This window comes from Paraburkholderia sp. Tr-20389, from assembly GCF_017104565.1.
Taxonomy (GTDB): domain Bacteria; phylum Pseudomonadota; class Gammaproteobacteria; order Burkholderiales; family Burkholderiaceae; genus Paraburkholderia.
The window spans coordinates 32,615-51,612 of record NZ_JAAGPD010000038.1 but is presented as its reverse complement, the minus strand read 5'-3'; the positions used below and the strand labels follow the sequence as shown (position 1 = coordinate 51,612).

The 18,998-nt window shown below is 63.8% G+C and carries 16 protein-coding genes; 9 read left to right on the top strand and 7 right to left on the bottom strand.

Annotated features, from left to right (window positions below):
* The first annotated feature begins 81 nt into the window (after positions 1–81).
* The 4 genes from glcE to proC all read left to right on the top strand — a co-directional run bounded on the left by glcE (position 82) and on the right by proC (position 4,048).
* Complete coding sequence (gene glcE / locus G3N95_RS28875; RefSeq protein ID WP_205973508.1) at positions 82–1,170, top strand: glycolate oxidase subunit GlcE; 1,089 nt, start codon at positions 82–84, stop codon at positions 1,168–1,170.
* 7 nt (positions 1,171–1,177) lie between these two features.
* Positions 1,178–2,404 carry a glycolate oxidase subunit GlcF gene (gene glcF / locus G3N95_RS28870; RefSeq protein ID WP_205973507.1) on the top strand — a complete coding sequence of 409 codons (1,227 nt, stop codon included), beginning with the start codon at positions 1,178–1,180 and terminating at the stop codon, positions 2,402–2,404.
* Positions 2,405–2,519: 115 nt separating this feature from the next.
* Positions 2,520–3,218: a YggS family pyridoxal phosphate-dependent enzyme gene (locus G3N95_RS28865; RefSeq protein WP_205973506.1), complete on the top strand. Its 699-nt coding sequence runs from the start codon at positions 2,520–2,522 to the stop codon at positions 3,216–3,218.
* A gap of 14 nt (positions 3,219–3,232) precedes the next feature.
* The gene (gene proC / locus G3N95_RS28860) at positions 3,233–4,048 is read left to right on the top strand and encodes a pyrroline-5-carboxylate reductase (protein WP_205973505.1); all 816 of its coding nucleotides are present in this window, start codon (positions 3,233–3,235) and stop codon (positions 4,046–4,048) included.
* Between the two features lie 72 nt (positions 4,049–4,120).
* Here proC and ubiA read toward each other — a convergent pair whose 3' ends face one another.
* The 6 genes from ubiA to recG all read right to left on the bottom strand — a co-directional run bounded on the left by ubiA (position 4,121) and on the right by recG (position 11,242).
* On the bottom strand, positions 4,121–4,984 hold the full coding sequence (gene ubiA, locus G3N95_RS28855) for a 4-hydroxybenzoate octaprenyltransferase (RefSeq protein WP_205973504.1): 864 nt from the start codon (positions 4,982–4,984) through the stop codon (positions 4,121–4,123).
* A 159-nt stretch (positions 4,985–5,143) separates the two neighbouring features.
* A complete protein-coding gene (locus tag G3N95_RS28850) occupies positions 5,144–5,632 on the bottom strand; it encodes a Dps family protein (protein WP_054919045.1) in 489 nt (162 codons plus the stop codon).
* Between the two features lie 175 nt (positions 5,633–5,807).
* On the bottom strand, positions 5,808–5,999 hold the full coding sequence (locus tag G3N95_RS28845; protein ID WP_205973503.1) for a hypothetical protein: 192 nt from the start codon (positions 5,997–5,999) through the stop codon (positions 5,808–5,810).
* A gap of 96 nt (positions 6,000–6,095) precedes the next feature.
* A complete protein-coding gene (locus tag G3N95_RS28840; protein ID WP_205973502.1) occupies positions 6,096–7,550 on the bottom strand; it encodes a catalase in 1,455 nt (484 codons plus the stop codon).
* Positions 7,551–7,936: 386 nt separating this feature from the next.
* Positions 7,937–8,896 carry a LysR substrate-binding domain-containing protein gene (locus G3N95_RS28835; protein ID WP_012401898.1) on the bottom strand — a complete coding sequence of 320 codons (960 nt, stop codon included), beginning with the start codon at positions 8,894–8,896 and terminating at the stop codon, positions 7,937–7,939.
* A 123-nt stretch (positions 8,897–9,019) separates the two neighbouring features.
* A complete protein-coding gene (gene recG / locus G3N95_RS28830) occupies positions 9,020–11,242 on the bottom strand; it encodes an ATP-dependent DNA helicase RecG (RefSeq protein WP_205973501.1) in 2,223 nt (740 codons plus the stop codon).
* A gap of 218 nt (positions 11,243–11,460) precedes the next feature.
* Between recG and queA the strand changes: the two genes are divergently transcribed.
* From queA to secF, 5 genes are all read left to right on the top strand, one after another.
* Complete coding sequence (gene queA, locus G3N95_RS28825; RefSeq protein ID WP_205973500.1) at positions 11,461–12,522, top strand: tRNA preQ1(34) S-adenosylmethionine ribosyltransferase-isomerase QueA; 1,062 nt, start codon at positions 11,461–11,463, stop codon at positions 12,520–12,522.
* Between the two features lie 83 nt (positions 12,523–12,605).
* A complete protein-coding gene (gene tgt / locus G3N95_RS28820) occupies positions 12,606–13,814 on the top strand; it encodes a tRNA guanosine(34) transglycosylase Tgt (RefSeq protein WP_205973499.1) in 1,209 nt (402 codons plus the stop codon).
* A gap of 191 nt (positions 13,815–14,005) precedes the next feature.
* The gene (gene yajC / locus G3N95_RS28815) at positions 14,006–14,335 is read left to right on the top strand and encodes a preprotein translocase subunit YajC (RefSeq protein WP_205973498.1); all 330 of its coding nucleotides are present in this window, start codon (positions 14,006–14,008) and stop codon (positions 14,333–14,335) included.
* A gap of 121 nt (positions 14,336–14,456) precedes the next feature.
* Positions 14,457–16,502, top strand: a complete 2,046-nt coding sequence (gene secD, locus G3N95_RS28810; RefSeq protein WP_205973497.1) for a protein translocase subunit SecD — start codon at positions 14,457–14,459, stop codon at positions 16,500–16,502.
* Between the two features lie 17 nt (positions 16,503–16,519).
* The gene (gene secF, locus G3N95_RS28805) at positions 16,520–17,470 is read left to right on the top strand and encodes a protein translocase subunit SecF (RefSeq protein WP_205973496.1); all 951 of its coding nucleotides are present in this window, start codon (positions 16,520–16,522) and stop codon (positions 17,468–17,470) included.
* A gap of 96 nt (positions 17,471–17,566) precedes the next feature.
* Here the strand turns inward: secF and G3N95_RS28800 are convergent, their stop codons facing one another.
* Entirely contained in the window at positions 17,567–18,844 is a 1,278-nt protein-coding gene (locus tag G3N95_RS28800) for an MFS transporter (RefSeq protein ID WP_205973495.1), read from the bottom strand.
* Between the last annotated feature and the right edge of the window lie 154 nt (positions 18,845–18,998).

Here is an 18,998-nt window from a genome sequence, read left to right as displayed (position 1 = left end):
ACCTTCGATACGGGTCTGAACCGGGTTGCGAGCGCGGCTTGCCTCGGTACAATCGAACGCACTACAACGAAGCAACGCACCATGAAAGAGGACGACATCGTCGCCGCGTGGTCGGAACGGGTTCGTGCGGCCACGGCCGCGGAGCAGCCGATCCGCATCCGTGGCGGCGGCACGAAGGACTGGTACGGCCAGTCATTGCAAGGTGAGGTCCTCGACACGCGCGCGCACCGCGGCATCATCGCGTACGATCCCGCGGAGCTGGTCATTACGGCGCGCGCCGGTACGCCGCTCCTCGAAATCGAAGCGGCGCTCGCCGAACACGATCAGATGCTCGCCTTCGAGCCGCCTCATTTCGGCCCTCAAGCGACGTTCGGCGGCTGCATTGCAGCAGGCATCGCCGGACCGCGCCGACATTCGGCGGGCTCGCCGCGCGACTTCGTGCTCGGCGCCGTCGTCATGAACGGCCAGGGGCAGGTATTGACGTTCGGCGGCCAGGTCGTGAAGAACGTCGCTGGCTACGACGTGTCCCGGCTGATGGCCGGCTCGCTGGGCACGCTTGGCCTGATCCTCGAACTGTCCGTCAAGGTGCTGCCACGTCCGAAGGCGGAAGCGACGCTCAAGTTCGATATGAACGGCACCGATGCCGTGCGCAAGCTCAACGAATGGGGCGGCCGCCCGCTGCCCATCACGGGCAGCGCCTGGCGCCACGGCACGCTCGCCGTGCGGCTGGGCGGCGCCGAGGCAGCCGTCAAATCGGCGCGAACGTCGCTGGGCGGCGAAGTGGTCGACGCGGTGGAAGCCGAACGCTTCTGGGCAGGTCTGCGCGAACAGACCGACCCGTTCTTCGCGGCCATTGCGCCGAAGTCCGCGCTCTGGCGGCTCGCGCTGCCGACCATCACCGAGCCCCTGCAATTGCCCGGTGCGCAGCTGATGGAATGGGGCGGCGCACAACGCTGGTGGATCACCGACGCCGACGCGCAAACCGTACGCATCAGCGCGAAACAGGCGGGCGGCCACGCGACCATCTTCCGAACCGGCCACGGCTATGACCGTGGCGCAGGCGTGTTCACGCCTCTGCCTGCCCCGCTGATGAAGATCCATCGTGGCCTGAAGGCAGCTTTCGACCCGGCCCGCATCTTCAACCGCGGCCGGCTGTACCCCGACTTCTGAGCGCGCGATGCAAACCAATCTCGCCGACTTCATTCGCAACACACCGGACGGTGACGAAGCCGACGCCATCCTGCGCAAATGCGTGCATTGCGGCTTCTGCACGGCCACTTGCCCGACCTATCAACTGCTCGGCGACGAACTCGACGGGCCGCGCGGACGCATCTATCTGATCAAGCAGATGGTGGAAGGCACGCCCGTCACGCGCAGCACGCAGTTGCATCTGGATCGTTGCCTGACCTGCCGCAATTGCGAATCCACCTGCCCGTCCGGCGTGCAGTACGGCAAGCTCGTTGAGATAGGCCGCAAGCTCACCGAAGAGAAAGTGCCGCGCCCGCTCGGCCAGCGTCTGATGCGCCGCGTGCTCGCGAGCTTCGTGCCGAACGCCACGCTGTTCACGCCCGCGATGCGGCTCGGCCAGCATTTCCGCCCGCTGTTGCCGAAGAAGCTGCGCGACAAGGTTCCGCAACGTCAGCGCCAGCTCGAATGGCCGACGGCCACGCATTCGCGCAAGATGCTGATGCTCGCAGGGTGTGTACAGCCTTCCATGATGCCGAACGTCAACATTGCGACGGCACGCGTGCTGGACGCGCTCGGCATTCAGACGGTGATCGCGCCGGAAGCGGGTTGTTGCGGCGCGATCCGCCTGCATCTCGGCTACAACGACGAGGCCCTCGACGACGTGCGCCAGAACATCGACGCGTGGTGGCCGCATGTCGAGCAAGGTGCGGAAGCGATCGTAATGAATGCGTCCGGCTGCGGCGCAACAGTGAAGGAGTATGCGCACCTGATGCGCAACGACCCGGCTTACGCGGAGAAGGCGAAGCGGATCGTCGAACTGACGCGCGACATCAGCGAAATCCTGCCGGACTTCGAAGAAGCGCTGACGCCGCTCACACGTCGCCGCGCGATTCATACGGTTGCGTATCACCCGCCTTGCACGTTGCAGCATGGCCAGCAGATACGCGGCAAGGTCGAGCATCTTCTGACCGCACTTGGCATCGAAGTCAGGCTCCCCGCCGACAGCCATCTGTGCTGCGGCTCCGCCGGCACCTATTCGCTCACGCAGCCCGCGCTCTCGTACGCATTGCGCAACCAGAAGCTGGAAAAGCTGAAGGCACAGGAGCCACAGATCGTCGTGTCCGCGAATGTGGGTTGTATCGCGCATCTGCAAAGCGGCACCTCCATGCCTGTCGTGCATTGGGTCGAACTCGTCGAGCACATGCTCGCGTCCTGACCGGAAGCATCGCTTGCGGCACGCTCGTGCACAACCTGGCCGATCGGCCAGGTCGTGGCGCGAGGGCGGCGTCCGTATAATTCGAATCGTCGCCCCTCGCCTCGGTACTCGCTTCATGCCCGACCTCGCTCACAATCTCGACGCAGTGCATCAGCGCATCGCCCTCGCCGCGCAGGTCGCGGGCCGCGACGCTGGCTCCATTGCGCTTCTTGCCGTCTCGAAGACATTCCCCGCCGAAGACGTTCGCGCCGCGCATGCCGCGGGGCAGCGTGCATTCGGCGAAAACTACGTGCAGGAAGCGCTGACGAAAATCGAGGCGCTGTCCGATCTGCGCGCCTCGCTCGTCTGGCATTTCATCGGGCCGCTGCAATCGAACAAGACGCGCCCAGTCGCCGAGCATTTCGACTGGGTGCATTCCGTCGACCGGCTGAAGATCGCCCAGCGTTTGTCGGAGCAGCGGCCGGATGCGCTGCCCGCGCTCAATGTATGCCTGCAGGTCAACATCAGCGGCGAAGCCTCGAAGAGCGGCGTCACGCCGGACGAAGCCGTCGACGTGGCGCGCCAGGTCGCTGCGCTTCCCAGGTTGCGTCTGCGCGGCCTGATGGCGATTCCCGAACCGGCGGGCGACGTCGAACAGCAGCGCGTGCCGCATCGCGCGTTGCGCGAGCTGTTCGAAAAGCTGCGTGCGCAAGGCCTCGAACTCGACACGCTGTCGATGGGCATGTCGGGCGATCTCGAAGCAGCCGTACTTGAAGGCGCGACTATCGTACGCGTCGGCACGGCAATCTTCGGCGCCCGCGATTACTCTCACTGAACCTTCCGAACATCATGAAAATTGCCTTCATCGGCGGCGGCAATATGGCCGCCGCGCTCATCGGCGGAATGATCAAGCGCGGCGTCGCGCCGGCCGATATCCTCGCGATCGATCCCAACGAAGACGCGCGCAAGCGCAATGAGCAGCAGTTCGGCATCGGCACAAGCGCTTCGGCGGGTGCGTCGCTGAAATCGTTCGATGCCGTCGTGCTCGCGGTAAAGCCGCAGATCGTGAAAGACGTCGCTGCGGCGCTCGCGCCGCATCTGACGGCTTCGCAGCTCGTCATCAGCATCGTCGCTGGCATTCGCAGCGCAGACCTGTCGCGCTGGCTCGGTGGCCATGCGCGGCTCGTGCGCACGATGCCGAACACGCCGGCGCTGATCGGCATGGGCGTGACGGGCCTCGTTGCGACCGAAGGCGTCGACACAGCGGGTCGCGATCTGGCCTCGCAGGTGCTCGGCGCAGTCGGGCAAACGGTATGGTTCGACGACGAAGCGAAGATCGATGCCGTCACCGCGATCTCGGGCAGCGGCCCGGCCTACGTGTTCTACTTCATCGAGGCCATGCAGGAAGCGGCGCGGCAACTCGGCATGGACGACGAGCAAGGCCGTGCGCTGGCAGTCGCCACGTTCACGGGCGCGGCGCAGCTCGCCGCGCAGTCCGGTGAACCGGCGAGCGTGCTGCGCGAGCGCGTGACGTCGAAGGGCGGCACGACGGCAGCTGCCCTGGCATCGTTCGATGCGCAAGGTGTGAAGGACGCGATCGTGCGCGGCGCGTTGGCCGCGGATGCACGTGCACGTGAAATGGGAGAGGAATTCGGCAAGCAGTGATGTCGCTTGCTGAAGTAGATCGGCGGACGAAGCATGCGACAGCCGTGCTTCGTCGCGCCGACCAATGAAGATTCAGAACGCCTGCGCGGCGTAATGCGCGGCGATACCCGCGAACAGCGCGCCGCCCAGCCAGTTGTTGTGCCGGAACGCCGCGAAGCACGGCATGCGCTCGCGGTCCTTGATCAGCGTGTAGTGATAGACGGCGCAGCCCGCCGCTGCAGCCAGCCCGATCCAGTACAGCACGCCGAAGCCCAGCGCAAAACCGATGCCGACGTAGATACCGAGCGTCATCGCATAGCAGAGCATGATCGCGAGCACGTCGAAGCGGCCGAACGTCAATGCGGACGTACGGATACCGATCTTGATGTCGTCATCGCGATCGACCATCGCGTATTCGGTGTCGTACGCGACCGACCAGAACACATTGGCAATCAGCATCACCCACGCGAGCAGCGGCACCTGATTCTGCACGGCGGCGAACGCCATCGGAATGCCGAAGCCGAACGCGATGCCCAGATACGCCTGCGGAATCGCGAAGAAGCGCTTCGTGAACGGATACGTGCCCGCAACGAACAGCGCCGCTACCGACAACTCTTTCGTCAACGTATTGAGCGGCAGAATCAGCAGGAACGCGATCAGCGACAGCCCCGCTGCCAGCGCCACAGCTTCCCATGCCTTGATCTTGCCCGACGTGATCGGCCGGTTTTCGGTGCGCTTCACATAGCGGTCGAAGTCGCGGTCGGCATAGTCGTTGATCGCGCAGCCGGCGGAGCGCATCAGAATCGTGCCGATCGCGAAGATCAGCAGCAACGACAACGACGGATGACCGTCCGAGGCAATCCACAACGCGTTGAGCGTCGGCCATAGCAGCAGCAGGCTGCCGATCGGCTTGTCCATGCGGACAAGGCGCAGATAGAGCGGGAGTCGGGCGAACATGGCGGTGCGCGTAGATTCGATCCCGCTATTTTAGAACAGCGCGCGTGACCGTCCCCTTCTGACGCGCAGGCAAAAAAACAAAAAGCCCGACAGGCTTCACTGTCGGGCTTTTTTCATCGGCGACGCAGCGCAGGCATTTTGCCTACGCCGTTGCACCGATTACGCCAGCATCGAACGCAGCATCCACGCGTTCTTTTCGTGCGTCTGCATGCGTTGCGTCAGCAGGTCGGCCGTCGGCTCGTCGTGGGCCGCGTCCGTCACCGGGAAGATCGCGCGCGCGGTGCGCACCACGGCTTCCTGGCCTTCCACCAGCTGGCGGATCATGTCTTCGGCGGCGGGCACGCCGTCCGCTTCGGCGATCGACGACAGCTTCGCGAATTCCTTGTAGCTGCCGGGCGCAGCGACGCCCAGCGCACGGATGCGCTCGGCGATCAGGTCGACGGCCATCGCGAGTTCCGTGTACTGCGTCTCGAACATCAGATGCAGCGTGTTGAACATCGGACCCGTGACGTTCCAGTGGAAGTTATGGGTCTTCAGATAAAGCGTGTACGTGTCCGCGAGAAGACGCGAGAGACCTTCTGCGATCTTCTTGCGATCCTTGTCGCTGATACCAATGTTGACGTGCGGTACGGCTTCTTTCTTGGCCATGATGACTCCTTTTAAGAGTGATTCGAACCGGTCTGCTTGCCCGGAACTGCGCGTGTGCAATCGTTCAACGCTCGAACGCCCGCCAGTGTAGCCTGGAACACATTTGCGTTCGCGCGACCCTGCGCCTCGCTACCCGTGACCCGCAAATCACGCATGGCCCCATACGTGCGGTTCGTCATCCGCCGACGGCGTGCACCAGCGTTGCGACGATCGCCACATAGCCACTGCCGAGAATCGCGAACCCAACGAGCTTCTGGAAAAGCATGGGAGTCCGCACCTGTTGCGCGACGCTGCCCGCGTTGCCTGTCTCATTGCCTGCTTCATTGCCGGCGTGATAGCCGACTGCGTTCATCACCATCTGAACCATGATCTTTCTCCTTTGCCGACGAGAGCGCGTCGCTCCCGTCCTGTCCAGCCTGACTGCTCACGCAGACGGCGCAGCCGCCGTCTGCAATCCCAAACGTTACTTCGCCTTCGCTTTCGCGAGCGCCTCGATTGCCGCGATCACGCCGTCCGCATACGCCGGATCGATCTTGCGGAAGTGCTCAATCTGTCGCGCGACGATATCGGCGGGCACGCCGTCGATCGCTCGCGCGATGTTGCCAAACAGCCGCTCGCGCTGCGCGCTGTCGAAAATCCTGAACAGCGCCGCAGGCTGACTGTAGTAGTCCTCGTCCTCGCGATGGTTGTAGTGATCGACATTGCCTGCCGCGAGCGGCGGCTCGATCGCATTACGGTCCTGCGCGAAGTCGCCGAAACGGTTCGGCTCGTAGTTCACATTGCCGCCGAGATTGCCGTCGACGCGCATGCCGCCATCGCGATGGAACGAGCGCACGTTCGGCGCGCGCGACGCGTTCACGGGAATCAGATGGTGATTCACGCCGAGACGATAGCGCTGCGTGTCACCGTACGAGAACAGCCGTCCTTGCAACAGACGGTCCGGCGAGAAGCCAATGCCCGGCACCACGTTCGCCGGCGTAAATGCGGCCTGCTCGACATCCGCGAAATAGTTCTGCGCGTTGCGGTTCAACTCGATCACACCGACGTCGATCAGCGGATAGTCCTTGTACGGCCAGACCTTCGTGATATCGAACGGGTTGTAGCGGTACGCCGCTGCATCCTGTTCGGGCATCACCTGGATCTGGAAGCGCCATTTCGGAAATTCGCCGCCGTCGATCGATTCGACCAGATCGCGCTGCGCGCTTTCACGGTCGCGCGCGACCACTTGCGCGGCTTCTTCGTCGGTGTAGTTTTCGATGCCCTGCATCGACTTGAAATGAAACTTGACCCAGAAGCGCTCGTCATTCGCGTTGATGAACGAGAACGTGTGCGAGCCGAAACCATGCATCTGGCGGTAATTCTTCGGAATGCCGCGATCGCTCATCACGATCGTCACCTGATGCAGCGACTCGGGGTGTCGCGAGAAGAAATCCCACGCGTTCGTCGCGCTGCGCATGTTCGTGTACGGATCGCGCTTTTGCGTGTGAATGAAGTCGGGAAACTTCAGCGGATCGCGGATGAAGAACACGGGCGTGTTGTTGCCCACCACGTCCCAGTTGCCCTCTTCCGTATAGAACTTGATCGAGAAGCCGCGCACGTCGCGCTCGGCGTCGGCGGCACCGCGCTCGCCCGCCACCGTCGAAAAGCGCATGAAGAGCGGCGTTTCCTTGCCCACTTGCGAGAACACCTTCGCCTTCGTGTAGCGCGAGATGTCGTGCGTCACCTTGAGCATGCCGAACGCGCCCGAACCCTTCGCGTGAACGCGGCGCTCAGGAATCACTTCGCGGTCGAAGTGAGCGAGCTTTTCGATCAGCCACACGTCCTGCAGCGCGACGGGGCCGCGTGGGCCCGCCGTCAGCGAATTCTGGTTGTCGGCGACAGGTGCGCCCGAGGCGGTGGTGAGATTGCGTTCAGACATAGTTCTTCTCCGGGTGATGCTTGAGTTGCGGTCGTAGCGTGGGATGGATTCGATTCGGTGAACAGCGTGGGCGCGTTCAGGCGGACAGCGCGCGGTCGACGAGCAGTGAAAACGCAACCGTTCTGAAGCTGGACGCGCTGCTAGCGGCAGCCGGTTGCTGCGATGACGAGGAAACTGACGGGAACAGCGAAGACGTGGACGGCTGCATGATTTCCTCCGGTGTGTAGTGGTGGATCGCGGGGACCCATGGAGGAAATCTTATTAAAAACTATCGAATTGCGCGATTTGATTAATTTTATATATTCGATAGGCGCCGCCTCATGCAGAAGGCGGCGGGCGGCGCATCAACAGCGAGCAGGCTGTCGATGCGCCTTTAGGAACAGCGTTCAGTTGACGGCGGCGGGCAGATCGAGCTTCTTCACGCCCGGCAGATCGCAGGCGGCGATCGCATCGCAGATCGCGTCGATGGCGGGCATCCGCGTGAAGCTCTTGCGCCAGGCCAGCACGACGCGGCGATCCGGCACGGGATCGTCGAACGGCACGTAGCTGAGCAGGCCGGAATCGACGCCGCCCGCGTGCGGCTTCACTTCGTGCACCGACATGCGCGGCAGCACCGTAATGCCGACGCCGCTCGCGACCATATGCCGGATCGTTTCCAGCGACGATCCCTCGAAGGTCTTCTGGATGCCGTCGGCGTTCTGCGAGAAGCGCATCAGTTCCGGACACACGCCGAGCACGTGATCGCGGAAGCAATGGCCGCTGCCGAGCAGCAGCATGGTTTCCTGCTTCAGGTCGCCCGGATCGATCTTGTTGCGCGACTCCCACGCATGGCCCGACGGCAGCGCGACGACGAACGGCTCGTCGTACAGCGGACGCAGCATCAAGCCGGTTTCCGGAAACGGCAGCGCCATGATCGCGACGTCGATTTCGCCCTGCTTCAGCAGTTCGATCAGCTTGAGCGTGTAGTTTTCCTGCAGCATCAGCGGCATCTGCGGAACGCGCTTGATCATCTGCTTGACGAGCGTGGGCAGCAGGTACGGCCCGATCGTGTAAATCACGCCGAGGCGCAGCGGCCCGACCAGCGGATCCTTGCCCTGCTTGGCGATCTCCTTGATGGCGAGCGTCTGTTCGAGCACGCGCTGCGCCTGGGTGACGATCTGCTCGCCAATCGGCGTGACGCTGACTTCGCTCGTGCCGCGCTCGAAAATCTGTACGTTCAGCTCGTCCTCGAGCTTCTTGATCGCGACCGACAACGTCGGCTGGCTCACGAAACACGCTTCTGCCGCGCGGCCGAAATGGCGCTCGCGCGCTACCGCGACAATGTACTTTAGTTCAGTGAGGGTCATTGGGGACCAATCAGGGCGATAGATTCGATAGGTTTCTGTTATACACCTATGGGGCCAATTGGCCAACCTTCAAGCCGAACCAGGCATGCTGCAGCGCGAAGCACTCCCTTGCACGAGATTTCATCAGGCTTTCAGATATTGCTCGCGCGTATTCAGCCAGCGCAAAAGATGTTGCGTGACGACATTCGGATACTGCGCGAGCAGCGTCGCCGCCGCTTCACGCGCCGGCTCGATCAGCCAGCCGTCGTTTTCGAGATCGGCGAACCGCAGCATCGCGGCGCCCGACTGCCGCGCGCCGAGAAACTCGCCGGGACCGCGGATTTCGAGGTCGCGACGCGCGATTTCGAAGCCGTCGGTGGTTTCGCGCATCGTTTGCAGGCGCGCGCGCGCCGTCATCGACAATGGTCCGGTGTACAGCAGCACGCACACGGAGGCCGCGCTGCCGCGCCCCACCCGTCCGCGCAACTGATGCAACTGAGCCAACCCGAAGCGCTCCGCGTGCTCGATCACCATCAGCGACGCGTTCGGCACGTCGACGCCCACTTCGATCACCGTCGTCGCGACCAGCAGCTGCACTTCGTTGCGGCTGAACGCGTCCATCACGGTCGCTTTTTCGACGGGCGTGAGGCGTCCGTGCACGAGCCCGACCTTCAGCTCCGGCAGCGCGGCAACGAGCGTTTCGTAGGTTTCGACGGCCGTCTGCAACTGCAGCGTCTCGCTTTCCTCGATCAGCGGACACACCCAGTACACCTGCCGCCCCGTCAGCGCCGCCTCGCGCACGCGGCCGATCACTTCGTCGCGGCGCCCGTCGGACACGAGCTTGGTCAGGATCGGCGTACGGCCGGGCGGCAGTTCGTCGATTGTCGAGACCTCGAGGTCAGCGTAATACGTCATCGCGAGCGTGCGCGGAATCGGCGTGGCCGACATCATCAGCTGATGCGGCTGGAAATCGCGCGCGCCATCGGCGGCATTTTGAGCCTTGGCGCGCAGCGCAAGCCGCTGCGCGACGCCGAAGCGATGCTGCTCGTCGACGATCACGAGGCCGAGCCGCGCGAACTCGACCGCGTCCTGGATGATCGCGTGCGTGCCGATCACGAGTTGCGCGGTGCCGAGCGCGGCCGCTTCGATCGCGCTGCGCTTTTCCTTGGTCTTGAGACTGCCCGCGAGCCACGCGACCGTCACGCCGAGCGGCTCCAGCCACCCGCGCAGCTTGCGCGCGTGCTGTTCGGCGAGAATTTCGGTCGGCGCCATCATCGCCGCCTGATAACCGGCGTCGATCGCCTGCGCGGCCGCGAGTGCCGCGACAACCGTCTTGCCGCTGCCGACGTCGCCCTGCAACAGGCGCTGCATCGGATGCGGCTGCGTCAGATCCTGCGCGATTTCACCGCACACGCGTTGCTGTGCGCCCGTCAGCGAGAACGGCAGCGTTGCCAGCAGACGCGCGACCAGCGATGTCTCGTCCGCATCGGCGCGGCGCGGCATCGCGGGCGCGGCGCGGGTGCGGCGTTCCTCGTGCGCGCGCTTGAGCGACAGTTGCTGCGCGAGCAGTTCCTCGAACTTGATGCGCGTCCACGCGGGATGCGTGCCGTCGATCAGCGCCGTCTCGTCCGAATGCGAATTCGGATGATGCAACGTCCGCACCGCGTCCATCAGCGCCGGGACTTCGAGCGGCCGCAGATATTGCCGCTCGATAGGCTCCGGCAGCAGTTCCGGCAGCGACGTGCGCGCGAGCGCGTTGTCGATCGCCTTGCGCAGATAGGCCTGCGACACGCCCGCCGTCCTCGGATAAACAGGCGTGAGCGCTTGCGGCAGCGGCGTGTCTTCATCGACGGCACGAACGGCCGGATGCACCATCTCCATCCCGAAGAAGCCGCCGCGCACGTCGCCGCGCACGCGCAGCCGCACACCCACCGACATCTGCTTGACCTGCGAGCCGTAGAAATTGAGGAAGCGCAGGATCAGTTCGTCGCCTGCTTCGTCGCGCATTTTCACAAGCAGCTGGCGGCGCGGCCGGTACGCGATTTCGTTGTCGTACACGACGCCTTCCGTCTGCGCGATACCGCCGGGCAGCAGTTCGCCGATCGGCGTCAGCGAGGTTTCGTCCTCGTAGCGCATGGGCAGATGCAGCACGAGATCGATATCGCGCGTGAGGCCTAGCTTGGCGAGCTTGTCGGCCGTTTTGGCGAGCGTGGGCTTCTTTGCGGCGGGCTTTTTTGCGCCTTGTGGCGCGTCTTTCAACCCGGGCGCAGCCGCGTCCGTGTCCGCCTTGCTCCGCGCGGCGCGGCGCTTCGTCGGGGCGCTGTCGTCGTCGGTGTCGAGGGGTGAACGGGTATCGGACAAAGGCATGAGTCGCTTCGCAAGTACAATATCGGCTTCAGAAGTTTTGCGGCCAGTGCGCGCATGAGTTGTGTGCGCACGCCGGGCCGCCGCGGCAATGTCCCGCAATCATAGCCGCTCGTGAGGCGCTGTCGTAGACGCTGATGCTTCAGTCGTCGTATCGGCTTCGCGCTGTCCGGGCGGCGGTTCCGCTTCGCACTGTTCCATACCGCATCAAGTCAGTCCGCATGTTCACGCTTTCCGATTTCGATTTCGACCTGCCGCCCGAGCTGATCGCGCAAATCGCCCTGCCCGAGCGCAGCGCGAGCCGCCTGCTCGAGGTGAACGGGCAAACCGCGCCCGCAACATTCACCGACCGCCGTTTTGCCGAGCTGCCCGAGTGCATCGAGTCCGGCGACCTGCTCGTCTTCAACGATACCAAAGTGCTGAAGGCCCGCTTCCTCGGCCAGAAGGCCAGCGGCGGCAAGATCGAGGTGCTGGTCGAGCGGCTCACGGGCGAACGCACGGCGCTCGCGCAGATTCGCGCGAGCAAGAGTCCGGGGCCGGGCACCGTGCTGCGTCTCGCCGATGCCTTCGACGTCACCGTCGGCGAGCGCGTCGAGCCGTTCTACACGCTGCATTTCCCGGACGACTGCCTGACGCTGATCGAGCAGTTCGGCCGCCTGCCGCTGCCGCCGTATATCGAGCACGACCCCGACGCGTTCGACGAAACGCGCTACCAGACGGTGTACGCGCAGAATCCGGGCGCCGTCGCCGCGCCGACGGCGGGCCTGCATTTCGACGATTCGATCTTCGCGAGGCTGGACGCGAAGGGCGTCGAGCGCGCGACGCTCACGCTGCACGTCGGCGCGGGCACGTTCCAGCCGGTGCGCGTCGAGAACATCGCCGAGCACAAGATGCACAGCGAGTGGTACCAGTTGCCGCAGTCGCTGGTGGACAAGATTGCGGCGACGAAGGCGCGCGGCAATCGCGTGATCGCGGTCGGCACCACGTCGATGCGCGCGCTCGAAGCCGCCGCGCGCGATGCCGACGCTGCGGGCAAACCGCTCGCCGCGACCAGCGCCGAGACCGATATCTTCATCACGCCGGGCTACCAGTTCCGCGTGGTCGACCGGCTCGTGACGAATTTCCATCTGCCCAAGTCGACGCTGCTGATGCTGGTGTCGGCGTTCGCGGGCATCGAAACGATCCGCGCGGCGTATCGTCACGCGATCGACGAGCGTTACCGCTTCTTCAGCTACGGCGACGCGATGCTGCTCACGCGCAGCGAAGACGCACTGAACGCATAATCCTCACTCGCTGCCGGACCCGCTCCGGCAGCCTTCTTCATCATGCGCCGGACTGTTTTCCGGTCTGCACACGGAGTCAACCCATGACCGACGGTCATCACACTGCTGCACGCGCCGACGGCGCTTACCTCGGCGACCACGTTCGCCCCGATAACGGCCTGAAGTTCGAGCTGCTCAAAACCGACGGCCAGGCGCGCCGTGGGCGCCTCACGCTCAATCACGGCGTGGTCGAAACGCCGATCTTCCAGCCCGTCGGCACGTACGGCACCGTCAAGGCGATCCAGCCGCGCGAACTCGAAGAAATCCGCGCGCAGATCATCCTCGGCAACACATTCCACCTCTGGCTGCGCCCCGGTCTGGAAACGATCGCGGCGCACGGCGGCCTGCACGGCTTCATGGGCTGGAAGCGGCCGATCCTCACCGACTCGGGCGGCTTCCAGGTCTTCTCGCTCGGCGACCTGCGCAAGATCACCGAAGACGGCGTGACGTTCGCGTCGCCGATCAACGGCGACAAGCTGTTCCTGTCGCCGGAAGTGTCGATGCAGATCCAGAAGGTGCTGAATTCGGACATCGTGATGCAGTTCGACGAATGCACGCCCTACGCGACCAACGGCGTGCCCACGTCGCACAAGGAGGCCGCCGATTCGATGCGCATGTCGATGCGCTGGGCGAAGCGCTCGATCGACGAATTCAACCGGCTCGACAATCCGAACGCGCTGTTCGGCATTGTCCAGGGCGGCATGTTCGAAGACCTGCGCGACGAGTCGCTGGCAGGGCTGTCGGAGATCGGCTTCCACGGCCTCGCGATCGGCGGGCTGTCCGTTGGCGAGCCGAAGGAAGACATGATGCGCGTGCTCAACCACATCGGCCCGAAGCTGCCCGCCGACAAGCCGCATTACCTGATGGGCGTCGGCACGCCGGAAGACCTCGTGGCGGGCGTGGCGGCGGGCGTCGACATGTTCGACTGCGTGATGCCGACCCGCAACGCACGCAACGGCTGGCTCTTCACGCGTTTCGGCGACATCAAGATCCGCAACGCGACGCACAAGAATTCGCAGCGCCCGCTCGACGAGCAATGCGGCTGCTACACCTGCCGCAATTTCACGCGCGGCTATCTGCATCACCTGCATCGCGTCGGCGAGATTCTCGGCGCGCAGCTGAACACGATCCACAACCTGCACTACTACCTCGAACTGATGCAGGAAATGCGCGACGCCATCGACGCGCAGATGTTCGACGCGTTCCGGAAGCTGTTCCACGACAACCGGGCGCGCGGGACAGAGCAAAGTTAAACGCGGCGCCGGAAGGCTCGTGACAAGCGAGCCTCCCACATAGCGCGCCAGACATTACAATTAACTTTCGGATCGGTGCCCAAAGCCCTTGACCGCCCGTCAGGAAAACCCGTTCCGGGTGCCGTCCCGTAAATGGCCAGTGGTAGAATAACCGGCTGATTTTTTTCGATTGTTATAACGGAGAGACCAACGTGTCGTTCATTTCCAATGCCTTCGCGCAAGGCAGTGCAGCAGGTGGCGCCGAATCGAGCCTGATGAGCTTCCTGCCGCTGATTCTGATGTTCGCGGTGCTGTACTTCATCATGATTCGCCCGCAAATGAAGCGCCAGAAGGAACACCGCAACATGCTTTCCGCCATGGCCAAGGGCGATGAAGTGGTGACGAACGGCGGCATCGTCGGCAAGGTGACGAAGGTCGGCGAAGCCTACGTTGGGGTCGAAATCGCAGAAGGCACCGAAATCACCGTGCAGAAGGCCTCCGTCACGACCATTCTGCCGAAGGGCACCCTGAAGTCGCTGTAAGGCCTGCTCTCTTGCGTCCGGCGCGGCCTCGCGCCGAGCGGAATCTCCATCCGACGCTTCCGCTCGCCGCGCTCATCGCCGGACGCATCGCTTTCAAGCCAACCTCCCGTTGGACCACTCCATGAATCGTTACCCCCTCTGGAAGTATGCCGTGATGCTGGTGGCGCTGGTCATCGGCCTCGTGTACACGCTGCCCAATTTCTTCGGCGAAGCGCCGGCGGTGCAGGTGTCGAGCGGCAAGGCAACGGTGAAGCTCGATTCGACCACGCTGTCGCAGGTCGAAGCGGCGCTCGCATCCAGCCAGATCAAGCCCGACGACGTCACGTTCGACAACTCGACGCAGAACGCGAACATCCGCGTGCGTCTGAAAGACACCGACACGCAACTGCGCGTGAAGGATCTGCTGCAAAAGTCGCTCAACAGCGACCCGACCGATCCGCAGTTCATCGTGGCGCTGAACCTGCAAAGCGCGTCGCCGCACTGGCTGACCGCGCTGCACGCGCTGCCCATGTACCTCGGTCTCGACCTGCGCGGCGGCGTGCACTTCCTGCTGCAAGTCGACATGGCAGGCGCGCTCAACAAGAAACTGGATTCCGACGCATCGGATGCGCGCACGCTGCTGCGCGACAAGGGCATCCGCGATGGCGGCGTGAACCGCGTCGGCCAGTCGGTCGTCATCAATTTCGCCGATCAGGACGTCGCGGAAACGGCGCGCAAGCAGCTGACCACGGGCGTCACCGAACTCCAGTGGGCGACGCAGCCGAATCCGAGCGGCGGCTTCCAGGCGGTGGGCACGTTCACGCCTGCCGTACAGAAGACGGTCGAAGACGCAGCGCTCAAGCAGAACATCACGACGCTGCATAACCGGGTCAACGAGCTCGGCGTGGCCGAACCCGTCATCCAGCAGCAAGGCTCCGACCGCATCGTCGTCGAACTGCCGGGCGTGCAGGACACGGCGAAGGCGAAGGACATCATCGGCCGTACGGCGACGCTCGAAGCGCGCCTCGCCGATCCGAACGGCCTGCATCCGAATCCGTCCGACCCTGTTCCGGCAGGCGACGAACTGTTCACGCAAGGCAATGCCGTACCCGTGCTGCTGCGCAAGGCCGTGATCTTCACGGGCGACCGCATCATCGACGCGTCGGCGGGCTTCGACGAGCATCAGCGTCCGTCCGTCAACATCCGTCTCGATTCGGCAGGCGGCCGCGCGGTGCGCAGCGTGTCGCGCGACAACATCGGCAAGCCGATGGCGATGGTGCTGTTCGAAAAGGGCAAGGGCGAAGTGCTGACGGTCGCGACGATCCAGTCGGAACTGGGCGACCGCTTCCAGATCACGGGCCAGCCGACCCCGCAAGCGGCAACCGACCTCGCGCTGCTGTTGCGCGCCGGTTCGCTCGCGGCACCGATGGACATCATCGAAGAACGTACGATCGGCCCGAGCCTCGGCGCGGACAACATCAAGAAGGGCTTCGATTCCGTCGTGTACGGCTTTATCGCGATCGCGGCCTTCATGATCGCGTACTACATGCTGTTCGGCCTGATCTCGATGATCGCGCTGTCGGTGAACCTGCTGCTGCTGATCGCGGTCCTGTCGATGCTGCAGGCCACGCTCACCTTGCCGGGTATTGCCGCTATCGCGCTGGCGCTCGGTATGGCCATCGACGCGAACGTGCTGATCAACGAGCGTGTGCGTGAAGAACTGCGCAACGGCGCGCCGCCGCAACTGGCCATCCAGAACGGCTACGCGCATGCATGGGCGACGATTCTCGACTCGAACGTGACCACCCTGATCGCCGGCCTCGCGCTGCTCGCGTTCGGCTCCGGCCCGGTGCGCGGCTTTGCCGTCGTGCACTGTATCGGCATCATGACGTCGATGTTCTCGGCCGTGTTCTTCTCGCGTGGTCTTGTGAACGTGTGGTACGGCGGCAAGAAGAAGCTGCAATCGCTTGCGATCGGCCAGGTGTGGAAGCCCGCAGCGGTTGAAGGCGCGACGGCTTACCTCGACAACGCCGACGAACAGACCGACACGGCTGCGCAGATCGCCGCGACCAAGGCAGCGAAGCCGAAGACCAAGGCGCAGGCGGGAGCGCAAGCTCGCGCGGGCAAACCGACGCTGCGCAACCGCAACACGCCGGGTGGCACGAACAAGCCGGGTTCGACCCGCTGAGTCCGGAGAAAGAGAACATGGAATTTTTCCGCATCCGTAAAGACATTCCGTTCATGCAGCGCGCGTTGGTCTTCAACGCGATCTCGCTGCTGACGTTCATCGCCGCCGTGTTTTTCCTGCTGCATCGCGGGCTGCATCTGTCCGTCGAATTCACGGGCGGCACCGTGATCGAAGTGCAGTATCCGGGCGCAGTACCGCTTGAACCCGTGCGCGACACGCTGACCAAGATCGGCTACGGCGACGCTCAGGTGCAGAACTTCGGCACCTCGCGCGACGTGCTGATCCGTCTGCCGCTCAAGCAGGGCCTGACGTCGGCGCAGCAGAGCGATCAGGTGATGGCCTCGCTGAAAGGCCAGGACGCGAATGCGAAGCTGCAGCGCGTCGAGTTCGTCGGACCGCAAGTCGGCAAGGAACTCGCCACCGACGGCCTGCTCGCGCTCGCGTGCGTGGTCGCGGGCATCGTGATCTATCTGTCCTTCCGCTTCGAATGGAAGTACGCGGTCGCGGGCGTGATCGCCAACCTGCACGACGTCGTGATCATTCTCGGCTTCTTCGCGTTCTTCCAGTGGGAGTTCTCGCTGTCGGTGCTGGCGGCGGTGCTTGCCGTGCTCGGCTACTCGGTGAACGAATCCGTGGTTATCTTCGACCGGATTCGCGAAACCTTCCGTCGCGAACGCAAGATGAGCGTGATGGAAGTGATCAACCACGCGATCACGAGCACGATGTCGCGTACCATCATCACGCACGGCTGTACGCAGATGATGGTGCTGTCGATGTTCCTGTTCGGCGGCCCGACGCTGCACTACTTCGCGCTCGCGCTGACGGTCGGTATCCTGTTCGGTATCTACTCGTCGGTGTTCGTCGCGGCAGCGCTGGCGATGTGGTTCGGCGTGAAGCGCGAGGATCTGCTGAAGGAAAAGAAGGAAAGCCACGATCCGAACGATCCCAACGCAGGCGCGCAGGTTTGATCGTCAGCGTCTGACAGGATCTGAAGCAACGCAAAGCAAAGGCCGGTTCAATCGAACCGGCCTTTGTTGTTTACCTCGTCACAAACGTGGAAGGCATCACCTGAAACCGAGCTTGCGTCGCGCCGCAATCAGCGCGATCACGCTCACCACGGCCGCGAGCATCAGATAGAAGCTCGGCGCGATTTTCGAACCCGTCGCGTCGATCAGCCACGCGATGATGAATGGCCCGAAGCCGCCGAAGATCGTCACCGCGATGTTATAGGCGAGCGACATGCCCGTCGTGCGCGTCTGCACGGGGAAGATTTCCGACAACAGACCGGGCAGCGCGCCGAAGTAACTCGTCATCAGAACGCCGAGCACGATCTGCATCGCCAGCAGCGTGCCGAACGTCGGATGCGCGACGAGATACGAGAAGGCCGGACAGATCAGCAGGAACAGCAGCACGGCGGGCACGAGCATGATGCGCACGCGTCCGTGACGATCGGACAGATGTCCGACGATCGGCGAACACACCAGCTGGATCACGCCGACCAGCGAAATCGCGGTGAACGCCACGGACGGCGCGAGCTTCAACTGCTTGATCGCATACGTCGGCATGAACAGCACCAGATACGTCGCCACCGTGCCGAGCACGACGATCCCCATGCCGATGAAGAGCCGCGTCTTCTGACTCGCGAAGGTATCGCGAAGCGGCGTTTGCGTGGTTTCGGCGGCGAGGAATTCCGGCGTTTCGTCGAGTTTCGTGCGGATGTACCACGCGACGGGCCCGATCAGCAGGCCGAAGAAAAACGGCACGCGCCAGCCCCACGCGTTCAGTTGCTCGGGCGACAACTGGCTCGTCAACACGGCGCCGAACAACGCGGCAAGCAAGGTGGTCAGGCCCTGGCTCGCGATCTGCCAGCTGGCGAAATAGCCGCGCCGCCCCGGCACGTGCTCGGCGAGAAAAGCCGTCGCGCTGCCGAATTCGCCCCCTGCCGAGAACCCTTGCATCAGACGCGCGACGACGAGAATCAGCGGCGCCGCAAGGCCGATCGACTGATACGTCGGCAACACGGCGATAATCAGCGTGCCCATCATCATCAGCAGAATGGAGAGCGTCAGCGCGGCCTTGCGCCCTGCCCGGTCGGCATACGCACCGAGCACGATCGCGCCCAGCGGCCGCATGAAGAACGACACGCCGAACGTGCCGAGCGTCAGCAGAAGAGAGACGGTCTCGTTGCCCGCCGGAAAGAACAGCTTCGAGATGACGACGGCGAAAAAGCCATAGACGACCAGGTCGAACCATTCCAGCGCATTGCCGATCGACGCGGCCACCACCGTGCGCCACGTATCGGAACGGCGCTGCGCCGTGTTCGCGGCTATCGTTGAACTCATTGTGGATCTCCAGGTGCGCGCGGTAGTCGTTATCGTGACGATCGCGAAGAATCGCCCGGTCCTGTCTTTTCGCCGGATTCGATGCGCGCACAACCGATCCGGCGTCGGCGTCCACTATGAACCAAAAAATAAGTCTGCACGAGCAGTGAAAGCG